General features: G+C 44.6%; 17 protein-coding genes. 5 read left to right on the top strand and 12 right to left on the bottom strand.

Translation table 11 applies throughout. The features are described from left to right. Nucleotides 1-23 precede the first annotated feature (23 nt). Nucleotides 24-2,135 carry a (Fe-S)-binding protein gene (locus V7161_RS11795; protein WP_335445336.1) on the bottom strand — a complete coding sequence of 704 codons (2,112 nt, stop codon included), beginning with the start codon at nucleotides 2,133-2,135 and terminating at the stop codon, nucleotides 24-26. A 184-nt stretch (nucleotides 2,136-2,319) separates the two neighbouring features. Between V7161_RS11795 and cls the strand changes: the two genes are divergently transcribed. After that, nucleotides 2,320-3,513, top strand: a complete 1,194-nt coding sequence (gene cls, locus V7161_RS11790) for a cardiolipin synthase (protein ID WP_335445334.1) — start codon at nucleotides 2,320-2,322, stop codon at nucleotides 3,511-3,513. Nucleotides 3,514-3,532: 19 nt separating this feature from the next. Next, entirely contained in the window at nucleotides 3,533-4,489 is a 957-nt protein-coding gene (gene uvsE / locus V7161_RS11785) for a UV DNA damage repair endonuclease UvsE (RefSeq protein WP_335445332.1), read from the top strand. 55 nt (nucleotides 4,490-4,544) lie between these two features. Here uvsE and V7161_RS11780 read toward each other — a convergent pair whose 3' ends face one another. From V7161_RS11780 to speE, 5 genes are all read right to left on the bottom strand, one after another. Continuing rightward, entirely contained in the window at nucleotides 4,545-4,724 is a 180-nt protein-coding gene (locus tag V7161_RS11780) for an H-type small acid-soluble spore protein (RefSeq protein ID WP_335445330.1), read from the bottom strand. A 198-nt stretch (nucleotides 4,725-4,922) separates the two neighbouring features. Further along, nucleotides 4,923-6,593, bottom strand: coding sequence for an arginine--tRNA ligase (gene argS, locus V7161_RS11775; RefSeq protein WP_335445328.1), 1,671 nt, complete (start codon nucleotides 6,591-6,593; stop codon nucleotides 4,923-4,925). Then, on the bottom strand, nucleotides 6,590-6,997 hold the full coding sequence (locus V7161_RS11770) for a DUF1934 domain-containing protein (RefSeq protein WP_335445326.1): 408 nt from the start codon (nucleotides 6,995-6,997) through the stop codon (nucleotides 6,590-6,592). The genes argS and V7161_RS11770 overlap by 4 nt, the downstream gene beginning before the upstream one ends. A gap of 246 nt (nucleotides 6,998-7,243) precedes the next feature. After that, nucleotides 7,244-8,116 (bottom strand): agmatinase, encoded by an 873-nt coding sequence (speB, locus tag V7161_RS11765; RefSeq protein WP_335445324.1) that lies wholly within the window; start codon nucleotides 8,114-8,116, stop codon nucleotides 7,244-7,246. 27 nt (nucleotides 8,117-8,143) lie between these two features. Continuing rightward, nucleotides 8,144-8,971: a spermidine synthase gene (speE, locus tag V7161_RS11760; RefSeq protein WP_289986896.1), complete on the bottom strand. Its 828-nt coding sequence runs from the start codon at nucleotides 8,969-8,971 to the stop codon at nucleotides 8,144-8,146. A gap of 203 nt (nucleotides 8,972-9,174) precedes the next feature. Between speE and V7161_RS11755 the strand changes: the two genes are divergently transcribed. After that, entirely contained in the window at nucleotides 9,175-11,244 is a 2,070-nt protein-coding gene (locus tag V7161_RS11755) for a transglycosylase domain-containing protein (RefSeq protein WP_335445322.1), read from the top strand. Between the two features lie 125 nt (nucleotides 11,245-11,369). On the opposite strand, the gene V7161_RS11750 is transcribed toward V7161_RS11755, so the two are convergent. Both V7161_RS11750 and V7161_RS11745 read right to left on the bottom strand, forming a co-directional pair. Beyond that, nucleotides 11,370-11,879: a YwhD family protein gene (locus tag V7161_RS11750; RefSeq protein ID WP_335445320.1), complete on the bottom strand. Its 510-nt coding sequence runs from the start codon at nucleotides 11,877-11,879 to the stop codon at nucleotides 11,370-11,372. 17 nt (nucleotides 11,880-11,896) lie between these two features. Then, nucleotides 11,897-12,556 carry a site-2 protease family protein gene (locus tag V7161_RS11745; RefSeq protein WP_335445318.1) on the bottom strand — a complete coding sequence of 220 codons (660 nt, stop codon included), beginning with the start codon at nucleotides 12,554-12,556 and terminating at the stop codon, nucleotides 11,897-11,899. 158 nt (nucleotides 12,557-12,714) lie between these two features. Between V7161_RS11745 and V7161_RS11740 the strand changes: the two genes are divergently transcribed. Then, complete coding sequence (locus V7161_RS11740; RefSeq protein WP_223594985.1) at nucleotides 12,715-12,900, top strand: 2-hydroxymuconate tautomerase; 186 nt, start codon at nucleotides 12,715-12,717, stop codon at nucleotides 12,898-12,900. A gap of 121 nt (nucleotides 12,901-13,021) precedes the next feature. Here V7161_RS11740 and V7161_RS11735 read toward each other — a convergent pair whose 3' ends face one another. The 3 genes from V7161_RS11735 to V7161_RS11725 all read right to left on the bottom strand — a co-directional run bounded on the left by V7161_RS11735 (nucleotide 13,022) and on the right by V7161_RS11725 (nucleotide 15,221). Continuing rightward, a complete protein-coding gene (locus V7161_RS11735; RefSeq protein ID WP_335445316.1) occupies nucleotides 13,022-13,525 on the bottom strand; it encodes a YwgA family protein in 504 nt (167 codons plus the stop codon). Nucleotides 13,526-13,572: 47 nt separating this feature from the next. Further along, the gene (locus V7161_RS11730) at nucleotides 13,573-14,871 is read right to left on the bottom strand and encodes an HD domain-containing protein (RefSeq protein ID WP_335445314.1); all 1,299 of its coding nucleotides are present in this window, start codon (nucleotides 14,869-14,871) and stop codon (nucleotides 13,573-13,575) included. A 128-nt stretch (nucleotides 14,872-14,999) separates the two neighbouring features. Next, on the bottom strand, nucleotides 15,000-15,221 hold the full coding sequence (locus tag V7161_RS11725) for a DUF1450 domain-containing protein (protein ID WP_289986904.1): 222 nt from the start codon (nucleotides 15,219-15,221) through the stop codon (nucleotides 15,000-15,002). 254 nt (nucleotides 15,222-15,475) lie between these two features. Here V7161_RS11725 and V7161_RS11720 point away from each other — a divergent pair, with 254 nt between their 5' ends. Next, the gene (locus V7161_RS11720) at nucleotides 15,476-16,216 is read left to right on the top strand and encodes an RsfA family transcriptional regulator (protein ID WP_335445312.1); all 741 of its coding nucleotides are present in this window, start codon (nucleotides 15,476-15,478) and stop codon (nucleotides 16,214-16,216) included. Between the two features lie 215 nt (nucleotides 16,217-16,431). Here V7161_RS11720 and V7161_RS11715 read toward each other — a convergent pair whose 3' ends face one another. Beyond that, nucleotides 16,432-17,262, bottom strand: a complete 831-nt coding sequence (locus V7161_RS11715; RefSeq protein ID WP_335445310.1) for a lipoate--protein ligase family protein — start codon at nucleotides 17,260-17,262, stop codon at nucleotides 16,432-16,434. Between the last annotated feature and the right edge of the window lie 10 nt (nucleotides 17,263-17,272).

Raw genomic sequence — 17,272 nt, 5'->3', positions numbered from 1 at the left:
TACTCAACCTCTACTATTCTTGATTAAGATGCTACTGCCTTTAAATCACCGCAGACTGCTTTTTCTAATAGCTCGGCAACATCATATGTGGACACCTTTTCTTCCACTTCCTTCGCCTTTGTTCCGTCGGTAATCATTGTTAAGCAGTATGGACAGCCCGAACTGATAACCGATGGATTTACAGCAAGCGCCTGCTCTGTTCTTGCTACGTTAATACGGTTTCCTGTTTCTTCCTCCATCCACATCAAACCGCCGCCGGCACCACAGCACATGCCTTTTTCACGGTTCCGTTCCATTTCGACAAGCTTGACGCCAGGAATAGATTTCAGAATCTCACGCGGTGCGTCGTACACGTCATTGTAACGTCCTAAGTAACAAGAATCATGGAACGTAATTGTTTCGTTAACCGCATGCTTCGGTACAAGGCGTCCATCCCTCACTAGCTCAAACAGTACCTCTGTATGGTGGTAAACCTCTGCCTCTAAACCAAAGTCAGGGTATTCATTTTTGAATATATTGTAGGCATGCGGATCAATCGTTACGATCTTCTTAACCTCAGCCTTTTCAAATTCCTCGATATTTTTTGCAGCCAAGTCCTGGAATAAAAACTCGTTACCTAAACGGCGCGGTGTATCACCGGAGTTTTTCTCTTTGTTACCTAAAATCGCAAACTTCACGCCTGCTTCGTTCAACAGTTTCGCAAACGACAGCGCAATCTTTTGGCTGCGGTTGTCGTAAGAGCCCATGGAGCCAACCCAGAATAAGTATTCGAATTCTTCGCCAGCCTTGTTCATTTCCTTCACAGTCGGAATATGAACATCCTCGCGGACTTCGCGCCAGTTTTCGCGCTCTTTACGGTTTAAGCCCCAAGGGTTGCCCTGGCGCTCGATATTCGTCATCGCTCGCTGTGCATCGGCATCCAATTTTCCTTCTGTTAAAACTAAATAACGGCGAAGGTCAATAATTTTATCCACATGCTCGTTCATTACCGGACATTGGTCTTCACAGTTACGGCAGGTTGTACACGCCCAGATTTCTTCTTCAGTAATGACATCGCCAATCAAGCTTGGGCTGTAAGCAAGGGCAGCAGCCGATTCTTGTGCACCTTGTCCGCTCGCAGTCAAAGCAATTTGATTCCCTTTTGTACCACTAAAAGCAAAGGTCGGCACCCATGGTTGCTTTTGCGTTACCGCGGCACCATGAAACGTTAAATGGTCACGCATTTTTACAATCAAATCCATTGGCGACAGCATTTTGCCAGTGCCGGTAGCCGGACACATGTTGGTACAGCGGCCGCACTCTACGCAGGCATAAAAGTCGATCATTTGGTGCTGCGTGAAGTCTTCAATTTTCCCAACTCCGAAGGATTCTTGGGATTCATCTTCGAAATCCACTTTTTTCAGCTTGCCTGGTTTTTCTAAACGGTTAAAATACACGTTCGCCGGTCCCGCGATTAAGTGCGCGTGCTTGGACTGCGGTACGTAGACTAAGAAGGTTAACAAGAACAATAAATGCGCCCACCAGGCAATGTAGAAGATCACAATGGAGGCGGTTTCACCAATGCCTGAAAAAATAACCGAGATTACCGAAGCGACTGGCTCTGTCCAAGACGTTTCTTCGCCGTGCCAGATGATACCCATACCATTACCAATTAAAACAGAAACCATCAAGCCGCCGATAAATAACAATACAAGGCCTGATTTGAAATTGCGCTTAAGACGGACTAATTTTTCAACATAGCGGCGGTGGAAAGCCCAAATGACCGCTACTAAAATCATCAACGTAACGATTTCTTGGAAAAACGTAAACCCTGCATAAAGCGGACCTAACGGCAGGTGTGAGCCTGGGGCCAGTCCCTTCCAAATGAAATCAATCGCTCCGAATTGAACGAGAATGAAGCCGTAAAAGAACATAACGTGGATGGCACCACTCTTTTTATCCTTTAAAAGCTTTTTCTGTCCAAAAACGTTGACCCAGATTTTTTGCAGACGTTCTTTGACATTGTTATCAAACTCAACTTTTTTGCCAAGCTTGATAAATTCAATCCGCGTTTTGACAACGTAAACGAACAGGCTAATCGCGTAAGCGGTTACAGCCAAGAATGCAATCAGGTTAACCCATAATAAACCATTCACATAAAACGCCCCTTTCGTTGTATGTTTTGTAAGTTGTAAAAATAAACAATTTTCTGAATCCTCTTTAACTCTATTATATTATGAATGAGCATTCAGTCAACCAGTTTTTTGAAAGAATCGTTCGACTTATAGAAATCATGGCCTTCGGAAAAACTAACAAAACGGATTGGAGGAATGATTCCACATGCAATTTGCACTTATTTTGATTGGGCTGATCATTCTTTGGATGGTTTTAGATTTTAAATTAGGCCGAAAGAAGCATCTTTCAATAGCACGCAATACCGAAACGGCCATCCTTCATGGGAATTTTGAGATTTTTACTCACGGCAAGGAACTGTTCCTCGATTATTTCTCCGAAATCCGCCAGGCAAGAAAGCATGTTCATGTTCTGTTTTATATTGTGAAGGACGATACATTTGGCCAGGAATTCCTCTCGTTGTTAAAAGAAAAAGCTCGCCAAGGGGTGGAAGTCCGGCTGCTCGTCGACAGGCTCGGCAGCTGGAAAATCAAGAAGAAAACCATTCAGGATTTGCAAGCAGCAGGCATTCGGTTTGCCTTTAGCAACCGGATTAAGCTTCCTTTTCTGTTTTATTCCTCGCAGGTTCGGAATCACCGAAAGATTTCAATAATTGATGGGGAAATTGGGTATCTTGGCGGATTTAATATTGGCCAGGAGTATATTGACGGTGATCCCAAGCTGAGCCCATGGCGGGATTATCATTTAAAAATAACCGGCGAGAGCGTCGATTTTTTACAGAGCGAGTTTTTAATGGACTGGAAGGAGTATGCTGGGGAGAATTTACAGCGCTCACAGCAGTACTTTCCTGAACTGCTGAAGGGTGAAATCCGCCACCAGTTTGTGCCGACGGAAGCAGGTCAGCTGGAGGATTGGTTTATTCGAGTGATCCGTAAATCTGCCAGTTCCATTATTATTGGTACGCCCTATTTTATTCCAAGCAGGAAAGTTTTTTCCGAGCTGCTGGAGGCGGCAAACCGCGGTGTGAGCATTACGGTTGTGGTTCCCTATACGGCTGACCATATCCTAGTCCAGGAAGCTTCATACCGTTATTTACGCAGGCTTCTTCGTGAAGGTGCGGAGGTTTTTCAATATAAAAATGGTTTTTATCATGCCAAAACAATTGTTATCGATGACAAAATCTGTGACATCGGCACCGCCAACTTCGACAAACGCAGCTTCTTTTTAAACAAAGAAATTAATTGCTATCTATATGATCCTGCCTTTATTGAACGCTTGCGGTCGGTTCTAAAAAAAGACATCGCCGATTCCAAGCCGCTGTCGTTAACAAACCTCAATCATGGAACTTTTTTTAGGAAAGTAAAAGAAGGCATTGCTTTCGCGATTGCTTATTTTTTATAAAAGAATGGAGTTTTCGCAGATGAAAATTCGTTTCGGTTATGTGTCCCATGCGATTAGTTTGTGGGATGCCTCCCCTGCCAAGACGCTCACCTTTACGAGGTATGAGCAAATGGGGGTTCAGGAGCGGGAGGAAAAATTATTCGAGGTGACAAAGCAAAACTTAAACCATACCCTCCGCATGCTGTACTACAATATTGCCCATGAACTGGAGCTGTACCGTTTTTCAAGCTCGATTGTTCCGCTCGCCACCCATCCGGAGGTGCGCTGGGACTTTATTACGCCATTTGAAAGTGAGTGGCAGGAGATTGGTTCGATTGTCCAGAAGAAACGGCTCCGGGTCAGCTTCCATCCGAATCAATTTACGCTTTTTACCTCGCCGAAAGCGAAGATTACCGAAAATGCTGTTGTAGACATGACATACCATTATCAAATGTTTGAGGCAATGGGGCTTGAGGACGTGGGTCTGATTAATATCCATATTGGCGGAGCGTATGGGGATAAGCAACAGGCACTGGCCCGGTTTCATGAGAATTTAACGACGCTGCCCGCTCCTATTAAACAAGTGATGACGTTAGAAAATGACGATAAAACCTATACGGCTGAGGAGACGCTTTCGGTTTGTGAAAAAGAAGGTATTCCCTTGGTGTTTGATTATCATCATCATATGGCCAATCTATGTGAAGCACCGCTTGTGGACTTGCTCCCGCGCATTTTTCAAACCTGGTCCCATAAACCGTTTTTGCCCAAAATTCATATTTCCTCACCGAAGTCTGAGAAGGAATTCCGCTCCCATGCCGATTTCGTCGACCCTGAGTTTGTGATGCCATTTTTGAAGATTTTAAAAGAGTTTGGCCAGGATGTTGATTTTATGATTGAGGCGAAAGCGAAGGATCAAGCCGCCCTGAGGTTGGTGGAGGACTTAAGTAAACTACGGGGTTTTAAGCGTGTTAGCGGCGGGGCGATTGAGGTGAAATAAGGCGTGGGCCTACCAGGTCCCAATAAAAAAAGTCTCCGGGTCGCAGCGGAGACTTTTACTCTTCAATAAGATTTAAAACAGGAACTTCCCGTTCATTCTCCGGATCCTTTCGTGAATAAATCCGTGCCATTTTTGTCGCTTCATCCACATGCTGGATGATAACCGGTGTCCCCTCATAGGTCACAGTAATCACATCTGCCGATTCGGCAATTTCCTTCGCTCTTCCAATATTCATGTGTTCGGTTCACTCCTCACTTGCTTAAATACTCTATTAATATTTGTTTTTTTAAGGAGGATATTCACTTTTTCTGGAAAAATTACAGGTGCCCTCAACCTAATTTGTTGTTCTTTCCCTATTTATCGGTCACTTAACGGAATTTATATGTCACTTCAAAAAAAGACACCCTCAAACCAATGAGAGTGTCACCAACAGTTACATCTTTTCCGGAGCCGAAACCCCGATCAACGCCAATGCATTTTTTAACGTAATCTTTACGGCCTTCACAAGCGCGAGGCGCGCCTTACTGCGTTCTGGCTGCTCGAGATCCAGTACCTTATCAGCATTGTAAAAGCTGTGAAAGGCGGACGCTAATTCAAAAATATAGTTCGTGATGCGGTGCGGCACACGCTTCAAGGCGGCCTCCCCGACAGCAGCAGGGAACTCGCCCAGCTTTTTCAACAGATCGATCTCCTTTTCAGACCCCACCAATGAAAAATCTGCACCAGTATCTACTTTAATGCCCTGCTCTTCACCGGCACGCAGAATGCTGCAAATCCGCGCGTGAGCATACTGCGCATAATAAACCGGATTTTCATTCGACTGCGATACCGCTAAATCCAAATCAAAATCCAAATGCGTATCTGAGCTGCGCATCGCAAAGAAGTAACGCGTCGCATCGAGGCCGACCTCATCAACCAAATCACGCATTGTGACGGCTTTTCCTGTCCGTTTGCTCATCTTCATCTTCTCACCATTTTTATACAAGTGAACGAGCTGGATGATCTCAACCTCTAACGCCTCGCGGTCATACCCGAGTGCCTGAATTGCCGCCTTCATCCGAGGAATATAGCCATGGTGGTCCGCACCCCAAATGTTAATTAATTTTTCAAAGCCGCGCTCCAGCTTGTCCTTGTGATAAGCAATATCCGGCGTCAAGTACGTGTAAGAACCATCCTGCTTAATCAACACGCGGTCTTTATCATCGCCTAAGTCAGTCGAACGCAGCCAGGTTGCACCGTCCTGCTCATAGATATAGCCGCTCGCCCGCAATGCCTCGAGCCCCTGGTCGATTTTTCCATTTTTATAAAGGGACGTTTCAGAGTACCACACATCAAAACCAACGCGGAAGTCCTCTAAATCGCGCTTCAATTTTGCCATTTCGTACTTCAGGCCATACTCGCGGAAAAACTCAAAACGCTCCTCATCAGGAACGGCTACATATTTATCGCCGAATTCCTCGGCCAAACGCTTGCCAATGCCGATAATGTCGGCCCCATGATAGCCGTCTTCCGGCATTTCTTTATCCATTCCAAGCGCCTGGAAATAACGCGCCTCCACGGATAATGCCAGATTATTGATCTGGTTGCCGGCATCATTAATATAATATTCGCGGGAAACGTCATATCCGGCCATGTCCAAAATGTTGCATAGCGAATCGCCGACCGCTGCACCGCGGGCATGTCCCAGGTGCAGGTCACCAGTCGGATTTGCAGAAACAAACTCGACCTGGATTTTTTGGCTGCCGCCCACTTTGGTTTGGCCGTACTTGTCACCAGCCTCGAGGACCGTCGGAATCAAGTCTGTTAAATAAGCATTATTCATATAAAAATTAATAAAGCCCGGGCCCGCCAGTTCAATTTTTTCAATCGAAGCCTTTGAGCGGTCGAAATTTTCAATTAAGCTTTCCGCAATCATTCGCGGTGCCTTCTTTGCAACCCTTGCAAGCTGCATCGCCATATTTGTCGAGTAATCCCCGTGAGCCTTCTCTTTTGGAGTTTCCAGAATCACATCGGGGATCTGGTCCTCGGCTGCAAGCCCTGCCTTCAGCACCGCCGCGCGAATCTCTTCCTTAAGCTTACTTTGTACCTGTTCTACTATATTCATTTCCGCTCCTCCTGAAATGTTATTTCTAAATGATATGTACCGGCATGCTCGCCTTGCATTGCAAAATCGTAAAGGATGTCTATCCGCCCCTCAGTGTGCTCAATCCGTTTCGCCAGCGTCAATGTTTCAAACGTACCAAACGGCATTTCATAGCTGCCCCTTAGTGTTCGATTTAATTCAAATGGCAGCCGCATCTTCACCGCACCGCCGCGCAATATCAGCGCCTCATTGCCAGCCACCTTGACAATTGTCCTTACCGTGCCTTCTTCCTGCACTTCCTCATACTTTAAAAAGGTTGCTTCTCCTTTTTTAAAGTATTGGCCAAAAACTTGGAGCTCAAAGCTCTCCTTCCGGTCAATCGTCGTTTTCACCTTAATCTTCATAGGAATTTCTGCGTTATCCAACCAATTACACTCCCTATTATAAAAGGAACTTTGTAAAGCTCTTTTTCATTATTCTAGTCTACATCATTGACCGCGCACTTTTATCGCATACTAACCTATTATAAACATTGAAACTATACAAATCAAAAGATGCCCGCCCCTATGGGACAGGCACAACTGTACTACATTAGAATGATTATAGATAGGTGTCAGGCACCAGATTAGAATCATTTTAGTTTGGTGTCAGGCACCAATTTATAATGATTATTATTTCACCCAGCCTAGAATCATTTCGCGAATCAGTTTGCTCGCGGTGTTAGCGGTTTGCTCAGATGGGTCGTAAATTGGTGCAACCTCTACAAGGTCACCGCCTACAACCTTTACTTCTGAACGAGCAATCTCATGAATGGAGGCAAGCAGTTCTTTTGAAGTGATGCCTCCGCAATCGACCGTACCTGTTCCAGGTGCATGTGCTGGATCTAGGACATCGATATCAATCGTCACATAAACCGGACGTCCGGCAAGGGTCGGAAGGATTTCTTTAAGCGGCTCCAACACTTCAAATTTGGAAATATGCATGCCATTTTGTTTCGCCCACTCGAACTCTTCCTTCATTCCGGAGCGAATTCCGAATGAATAAACATTTTGCGGCCCGATATGTTCCGCAATCTTGCGAATCGGCGTCGAATGTGACAACGGCTCGCCTTCATAGTGCTCACGCAAATCAGTATGCGCATCAAAATGAATAATTGCTAAATCTGGGTATTTCTTATAAACAGCCTTCATAACAGGCCAAGATACTAAATGTTCTCCGCCCATGCCAAGCGGGAACTTACCCGCAGCCAAAAGCTGATCCACATATTCTTCAATCATATCAATGCTTCGCTGTGGATTTCCAAATGGAAGCGGAATATCACCGGCATCAAAATATTTTACCTCTTCAAGCTCGCGGTCAAGATAGGCACTGTACTCCTCTAAACCAATTGACACCTCGCGGATACGCGCCGGGCCAAAACGTGAACCCGGACGGTAGCTCACTGTCCAATCCATCGGCATCCCGTACAATACAACCTGGCTCTCCTCATAACTTGGATGGCTTTTAATAAACACATTGCCTGAATAAGCCTCGTCAAAACGCATTTATTCATTCCTCACTTTTTATATAATTTACTTCACTAAATCCCCAACAAACTTAGGCAGCACGAACGCTGCTTTGTGAAGTTCTTTTGTGTAGTATTTCGTTTCGATTTCGTGGAAACGGTCCTCGCTCACTTCTAATGGATCATATTTTTTCGAACCAATTGTAAATGCCCACAAACCGCTTGGGTATGTTGGGATATTGGCAACATACAAACGTGTGATTGGGAAGATTTCGCGAACGTCGCGCTGCACGTTGCGGATTAAATCGGCTTTGAACCATGGATTGTCCGACTGCGCCACGAAAATACCGTCCTCTTTTAATGCTTTAGAAATTCCAGCGTAGAAGCCTTTTGTAAATAGGTTAACCGCTGGCCCTACCGGCTCTGTTGAGTCAACCATAATGACGTCATACTCGTTTTCGCTTTTAGCGATATGCATAAAGCCATCGTCCACACGCACGTCCACTCGCGGATCCTCTAACATGCCTGCAATTTCCGGAAGAAACTTCTTAGAATACTCAATCACTTTTCCATCAATATCTACAAGCGTCGCTTTCTTCACGCTTGGGTGCTTCAAGACCTCACGGATTACGCCGCCGTCACCGCCGCCGACAACTAAAACGTTCTCAGGGTTTGGATGCGTGAACAGAGGAATATGGGCCACCATTTCATGATAAACGAATTCATCCTTCACAGACGTCATTACCATGTCATCTAGCAAAAGCATGTTGCCCCATTCTTCTGTTTCAATCATATCTAACTTTTGGAATTCTGTTTGCTCTGTATGTAAGGTTTTATTAACTTTCATGGTGATTCCGAAGTTTTCAGTTTGCTTCTCTGTGAACCAAATGGCCATCTTCATCTTCCTCCATTCATTTTCATAAAATTGCCTTTAATTTTTATACTACCCAACCTATTGAAATACAACCAGAAAAAAAAGTCTAGCAATTTTAAAGAAAATATTTCAATTTTCGGTGGGAAATGTTTAAAATGACTCTCTTTTTTCAATACTATTACTATCTCATTTAAAAAAAAATGGAAAAACAGGGGGGGAACATCATGGAAATCATGACTAATCACGGGTTTCGAAAGACGATTAAATATTTGCGTGCTCTTATCTTCATCAGTTTGATCGGCATGATTTGTATGCTCATTCTCTTCCTCGGCATCCTCGGCTATGCCAAAATTTTGGGTGCTCCACCGCTGGCAGTTCCGCAGTCGACGTTATTTTTCGCCGATGATGGTACGCTAATCGGCGAGAGTAACAGCGGTCAAAAGCGCTACTGGGTTGGCATGAAGAACATTTCTCCAGACCTCGTAAATGCGACTGTATCGATTGAGGATAAAAATTTTTACGAGCATCATGGGTTTGATATTAAACGGATTGCTGGTGCCGTCATTGCCGATGTTCAGGCGTTTGCCAAGGTGCAGGGTGCAAGCACGATCACCCAGCAATATGCCCGCAACCTTTTTCTTGAGCACGACAAAACGTGGAAGCGGAAAATGCTTGAGGCATTCTATACGATCCGCCTTGAAATGAACTATTCAAAAAAGGATATTCTCGAAGGCTATTTAAATACGATTTATTATGGCAACGGGGCTTATGGCGTCGAAGCGGCCAGCCAATATTATTTTGGCAAAAAGGCAGCCGATTTAACCCTTGCAGAAGGCAGCATGCTTGCTGGCATTCCAAAGGGTCCAGGCTATTATTCACCGCTCGCTTCCATGAAAAATGCGAAAAACCGCCAAGCGATCATTTTAGACAGCATGGTAAAGAATCATTACATCACGAAAAAAGCAGCACAGGAAGCCGCTGCGATGCCGCTGGCCTTAGTAGGCGTGCACAAAACGCAAAAAGTGAAGGTGGCACCTTATTTTCAGGATGCTGTCAAAAATGCATTAAAAAACCAGCTTCATTTAAATGAACGGACGATTGCCCTTGGCGGCTTAAAGGTCTTTACGACGCTAAATCTAAAGGATCAGAAAGCAGCCGAAAGCCAGGTCAATAATTATGTAGCCAACACCTCGGAAATTCAGGTCGGACTTGTGGCGATGGATCCAAAAAACGGCTACGTCAAAGCGATGGTCGGCGGCAGAGATTATGAAAAGAGTCCCTTCAATCGTGCTGTTCAAGCAATTAGACAGCCCGGCTCAACGATTAAGCCGCTGCTCTATTACGCTGCCCTTGAAAATGGCTTTACGCCGTCCTCAACGATGAGAAGTGAGTTTACGACCTTCCATTTTGATGATGGGACGCCTGATTATACGCCGCATAATTTTAACAACAAATACGCGGACGGCGAAATCACGCTGGCGCAGGCGCTGGCTGTTTCCGATAATATTTTTGCCGTTAAGACGCATTTATTTTTAGGAGAAGGAACGTTAATTGAAACCGCCCGGAAATTTGGCCTTTCCACGAAGATGAACCAGGTTCCATCGCTGGCCTTAGGAACTTCTGGTGTGCGCGTGATTGAAATGGCCAATGCCTATAGCATGTTTGCAAATGGCGGCAAAAAGGTTCAGCCGATCTTAATTACAAGAGTAGAAGATTATAATGGAAATGTTATTTTTGAAAGAGAAAGTCATACCGAAAAGGTATTAGACCCAGCGAAGGCGTTCGTTATGACTCAAATGATGACAGGCATCTTTGATTCGAAGCTTAATGGCTATGCCAAGGTAACCGGCAGCACCGTTATAAAAGACCTTACCCGTCCTTATGCAGGAAAATCGGGATCAACAGAGACCGACAGCTGGATGATTGGTTTCTCACCGCAGCTTGTTACAGCCGTTTGGGCGGGCTATGATGTCGGCAAGCCGCTCGAGCTTACCGCTGAGAAAACGTACGCGAAAAATATATGGGCAAATTTTATGGAGGAAGCCTTATCAGGCAAGCCTGTAAAAGCCTTTAAGCCGCCGAAGGACGGCGTTATCGGTGTATATGTCGACCCAGAGAATGGCAAGCTGGCAACAGATGATTGTCCTGTCCGCCGCTTCACCTACTTTGTCGAAGGAACAGAGCCGAAGGAATATTGCACAGAGCATTTAAAACATGGCGATGAAAGCCCGGCAGCCAAGAAGAAAACGAAGAAAACACCGTGGTACAAGAAGATTATGCCGTGGGATAATTAAATTTTACTAGGATAATGAGAAAAGCTCCGGATCACTCCGGAGCTTTTCCTGTCCTAGTTTTACAGTGCTTACACACTGTTTATAATACTACCCATTTTTCTAAAAAACTACAAGTAAAAATTATCCTATTCTGCCGAAAGACCTTTTTTTAGTTCTTCAGATGAATTATTCCACAATACCTCATTATGGGCGAGGAGGAAGTCCGCTAATATCTTTTTCGATTTCGGATCCATATCGTCTACAATTATATGGCGTTTCAAGGACTTATCCATACGGTTCACATGCTCAGGCAGAGACTTGTAGCCGCGGCGGATTTCCCTGTCCACTGTCATATAACAAGCGGTCACGCCGGCATAATAGGGCCCTGCTTCATGGCGGTCAATCGTGACCCAGACGAGCCAATACGGCTTGCCGTTTTGCACTTCCTCTTTATTTGGCAAAAATTTAATTCCTTTTTCAACGGCACTTCGGGCATGCATCGCACCGACATCAATCTCGGCCTCGCCAGCCTCGACATCAATAATGACCGGGGAAACATTATCAAGGGTTAACGCGCCCTTACCAAAGCCTTTATGCCCGTCTAATGGGTCTTTTTTAATAATATTAAAGCCAAGTTTTTTCTTATTCTCTTCCATTGAAGCGATTTCCTCCTCTAAAAAAACAATGTATAAAAGAAATGGCTTAATCCCTCCGTTACCCAGGGGATCAGGTTATTCATAATAGGCTGAATCGTATATCGGCCAAGCGGGGTAATCACAAGTATTAGAAAAATCAGTGAACCGTACTGTTCATATTGGGTCATTTTTGCCCGGACATCATTAGGCGCCAAGTCCTCAATGATTCGATAGCCGTCAAGCGGCGGGAACGGAAGCAGGTTAAAGACAAACAAGACAATATTCAGGTTGATAAAAATATTGATGAAATTATCAATAACTTCCGATGTTGCGATGCCAAAGCGGCTTAACCCGTAGCCGACGATAAAGCCAATCACGGCCAAAATCAAATTGCTAAGCGGGCCGGCAGCTGAGACGAGTATGCTTGCCAGGCGCGGCTTTTTAAAGAAAAAACGATTCACCGGTACAGGACGGGCCCAGCCGAAGCCGGCAATAAAAATGAGAAGGGTTCCGATTGGATCCAGATGCTTGAGCGGATTCAACGTGAGGCGCCCTTGTTTTTTCGCCGTTTGATCCCCGAATTTATAGGCCACAAATGCATGAGCAAATTCATGGACCGTAAAGGCCACCGCCAGGGTAATCACTACATAGGGAATCAGACTTAGCGGATATCTAAGAAATCCTTCTAATCCTTCCATCCTGCCTCTCCTCCTTTTGATGCCGTTCTTTCTGTCTATTTCCTTTAAGTATACATGAAACCGCTTGGAAAAAGAAAACCAAAGTGACCACTGTTATTGCACTTTTTTAATATTTGTGGAACACTACAATAAGTTATGATGAAAAGGAGGTACTATCCATGCCATACGTTACAGTAAAAATGCTCGAAGGCCGTACTGAAGACCAAAAGCGGGCGCTTGTCGAAAAGGTAACCGTCGCTGTCAGCGAAACAACCGGCGCACCAAAAGAAAACATCACCGTCTTCATCGAAGAAATGAGCAAAAACCACTACGCAACCGGCGGCGTCCGCTTCAGCGACAAATAAATTGTTGTTGTTGTTGTCAACTTTGGTGTCAGGCACCAACCATGGACATTCGTCCACCTACAGTGGACGCTGATACCCAAAAGAAAACGCTTGGACGTCGAGTTGGTCCAAGCGTTTTCTTTTATTGTATTTTCCCTTTCAACGACTCAATATATTGATATGCGTCATCGATTTCTGCTTCGGTGTAGCGCTGGCTGCTTTTTAAGGTGAACACCTTGTTTGCGACTTCTTCCTTTGGAAGATTATCAAAATATAAAACCGTCGAAACCAGCTCAAGGAATCTAGCATTCTGGTCATTCATATCGATAAGGCAGTCTTGCAAAAACGGCATGTCCACTTCATTTAGGCTCAAAAACTCTTTCCCCGCATCGGTCAACGTATAGCGATATTGAAAATAGCCGCCTTTTTTCTCCCGTAATTCATTCAGAAAACCCATATTACAAAGCTCCTCCACACGGGTGGTCAATTCCTCCGAATATGGTCCATAAAAATGAAACTGGAACCGCTCCTGAAAAGGGAAATCAACTTTTTTCGCAATATATATCATCTTCTGCAGCTTCTTTCTTCCGACAATTTCACCGGAAACGAGGATCGCCTGCATCAGCTTAGCATGATCTTTTAACAACGTTCGTCAACTCCTACTCCATTTAGGTGTCAGGCACCAAAACAGTCTTATATTTCTAAAAGGGCACGAATTTGCTTTTTGATATCCACATCACCTGAGTCATCCTTTAAGAAATCGGCCGGGTAGTAGAGCTTATGGTCCGTTCTTCTCTTCCCGGAAATCGCATCCACGATCTCTGACTCCCTGGATAGCTCCTTTAACTCCCCATTCGGCATCAGCAAATGAATCGGAAGCCGCTCTTCCTCTTCACCCGGACGATAAAAATCGTAAGGCAAATCTGAAGACGAATCGACAACTAAATAATAATCAGGGTCAATCCCTGCTTTTTCAAAAAGGCGCGTCAATTCAGCGAGCTTTTTATATTCTTTCGCAGGGTCAAACTCCGCAAACTTGAACAGATTGCGGTTAACAAACCGACGGCAAAGGTCGCTTAATATCGGATCAGCTTCCTCCTGCCAAATTTGAAAATAATATAAAATAACAGATTCATCTAATTTTAAATAGTCTTCTAATGTCACTTGCTCATGAAAAATGGAGGTGAAGTGAATCGGCTCATATTTAAACGAATAATTTTCCTTAAACAATTGCTTGGCTCGATGGAGGATTTTCGTTAAGAGTACCTCTGCGCTTCGGGACACTGGATGAAAATAAACCTGCCAGTACATCTGATAGCGGCTCATAATATAGTCCTCAACAGCATGCATACCGCTCTTTTTAATGACGACCTGGTCTTCGCGCGGCCTCATCACGCGCAAAATCCGCTCCATATCAAATTGGCCATAGCTGACCCCGGTAAAATAAGCATCACGCTGTAAATAATCCATTCTGTCAGCATCAATCTGGCTCGAAATCAGGCTGACGACCAGCTTTTTATCAGACGTCTTGGCGATGACTTCGGCAACTTTTTCCGGAAAATCCTGTCCTACCTTAACAAGAACCTTGTTTACTTCGGTATCCCCTAGAATAATCGCGCGGGTAAAATCCTCGTGGTCAAAATCGAACACTTTTTCAAAGGAATGGGAAAACGGACCATGTCCGAGGTCATGAAGAAGTGCAGCACAAAGCGTCAAGAGACGTTCGTCATCATTCCATTCCGGTCTGCCGGCAAACACATCGTCGATGATACGGCGGACAATTTCATAGACACCAAGAGAATGATTGAAACGGCTGTGCTCCGCACCATGAAACGTTAAAAAAGTCGTTCCCAGCTGTTTAATCCGTCGCAGCCGCTGAAACTCCTTTGTTCCAATCAGATCCCAAATCGCCTTGTCGCGGACGTGGACATAGCGATGGACCGGATCTTTAAATACTTTTTCTTCCGTAAGTTTTTCCGTGGAATATGACATCGATTTCCCCCTTCCTTTTCAAAAAACCACTTTTTTCTATTATATCCCAAAAAACAACAATTTTCCCCAGTATTTTTCGACAGAATGCGAAAAGAAAAATCACCTTCAAGCGCACTGGTCAAAGGTGATTATTTGATCTTTTTATTAACTTTCTCCATTAATTCCTCTTCCGTTAATGCGGCAACCGGGCGGTTATTAACGAAGGCAAAGGTCTTTTTCCGGCCGGGTCCGCAATAGGACTGGCAGCCGATTTTGATTTCGGCATTCGGATCGATGTCTTTCAAACGAGGGATCAATGTCTTTAAATTCACGGCCTGGCAATCGTCGCAAACACGAAATTCATTGGACATTTGGTACAACCCTTTCTCGGTCAATCTGCTTCTATCTATTATTTTATCCTTATTAGTTAGGTAATTAAACTCCTTAGGTATTTTACATTTTCTTGGCAGTCATTGCAAGGCACAATTCTTTGCAATCAATTAATTAAACTTTTAAAAAAATCTATTATCCTTTTAACCATTTTGGTATAAAGGCTAGAAAACTTGTCCATCCTAAGACTAGAACTTTTTAAAAAAACGAGAAAACCTATAAGGAGTTGAAACATATGAAAGTTCGTCAAGATGCATGGACAGATGAGAATGATTTGCTTTTAGCCGAGACTGTCCTCAGGCATGTAAGAGAGGGAAGCACCCAGCTGAACGCTTTTGAAGAGGTAGGCGACAAGCTGAACCGGACTTCGGCAGCCTGCGGCTTCAGATGGAATGCCGTCGTACGCCATACGTATGAAAAAGCCTTGCAATTAGCCAAAAAACAGCGCAAACAAAGATCAAGAGTTTTAGGAAAAGACCAGGGCGGCAAGAAAAAACTGCTTTACAGCCCGCCAGTTACTACGACGAATGAAGAGTTTGAGGCAATGCCGATGTCCGTTGAAATGCCAGTCGAAACTTCGAGGGAACTGCCGGATATGACGGCTGAAGTGGCAGCTGAAACTTATGTAAAACCAGCGGCAGCACAAACCTACAGACCGCAATCAACAGGGCTCAGCCTGGATTCTGTTATTGATTACTTGCAAAACTTCAATCATTCCAATCTGCAAAATGAAGCATTAAAAAGTGAGAATGAAAGATTGAAGCGAGAATTGTCTGAGCTGCGGAAGCAAAATGAGGAAATGCGTGCAAAAATCGAGGATCTCGAGCAAAATACCGAAACGATTCAAGAAGATTACGAGACCTTAATGAAGATCATGAACCGCGCCAGAAAGCTTGTTTTATTTGAGGAAGAAGAAAGACCCGCTACTAAATTCAAGATGGACCGAAATGGCAATTTAGAAAAAGTAGCCGAATAACTAGAAAAGCGGAAGCGCCTTGACCAGGGAAAAAAGCAGTTCATTTTTTCCTAGGGGTGACAGGCATAAGACGAGCCGGCGAAAAGGCTGCCCTTTAGCCTTCTTGACGGAATGGCTGTAGACCTGCGAGCCCCTAGGCGCTGCATCTAGACAGCTAGCTTGGGGAGAAGAGGTTGGATGACAGCATCCAATTAGAAAAAGCCGTAAATCAACGTTTACGGCTTTTTTACTTGTTCATTTCGCTCTACGACTCTTTGATAGTACCCGGGCAAGAGCTCGAGTTCAAATTCATTGAGCTGGCCGGCATAGAGTAAATCGCTGTTTTTCTTTAACTGGTTTAATAGCCGAACCATAACATCCGCGATGGAAAAATTAGTTTGATAAAGCTCCGATAATGATGCCATGACTTCAGGGATAATCTCCGGATAGGTGAACTTGGTCGGTTCCGCTTGTTTGGCAATCGCGTAAAACTCCCGGATCAGTTCCGCGCGCTTGCTGCCGCTGCCATTTACACAAAGGTAAATCTGAACGGCTACTCCTTTTTTCAGGCGGCGCTGGGAAATGCCGGCGAATTTTTTTCCGCCTATACTGAGGTCATAACTTCCCGGGCAATAAGATCCGACTATTTCCCTTGCCTCAATCGCTTGGGGGAAATCGGCAAACATTTGTTGAATCAGCTTCCACATTGCCTCATAGCCGCGATTGATATCAATCCCTTTCTCGGCCTCGGGGAAAATCAGCGAGATATTGAGGACGCCCTCATCGAGAACGACGGCAAGTCCGCCGGAATTCCTTACAATAGACTGATAGCCCTGATTATGAAGATATTGAATTCCTTCTTGTAAAAATGGCAGTTTTGTATCTTGAATGCCGAGGACGATGGTATTGTGATGAACCCATGTCCTTGCAGTAGCCGGCGCTTTACCTGCTCCGACTGAAGCACAAAGTGTATCATCGGTTCCAAATGACTGTAACGCGTGAAAATGACTGCCTATGAAAGACTGGTCAATAACCCGCCACTGTGGCTGCCGCAGTAAACCTTCCATTTTAATAGCT

It is taken from the genome of Neobacillus drentensis (assembly GCF_036965425.1).
Classification (GTDB): Bacteria; Bacillota; Bacilli; order Bacillales; family Cytobacillaceae; genus Neobacillus; species Neobacillus drentensis_F.
The sequence above is the reverse complement of the archived record's forward strand: the minus strand, read 5'-3'. Positions and strand labels throughout refer to the sequence as shown.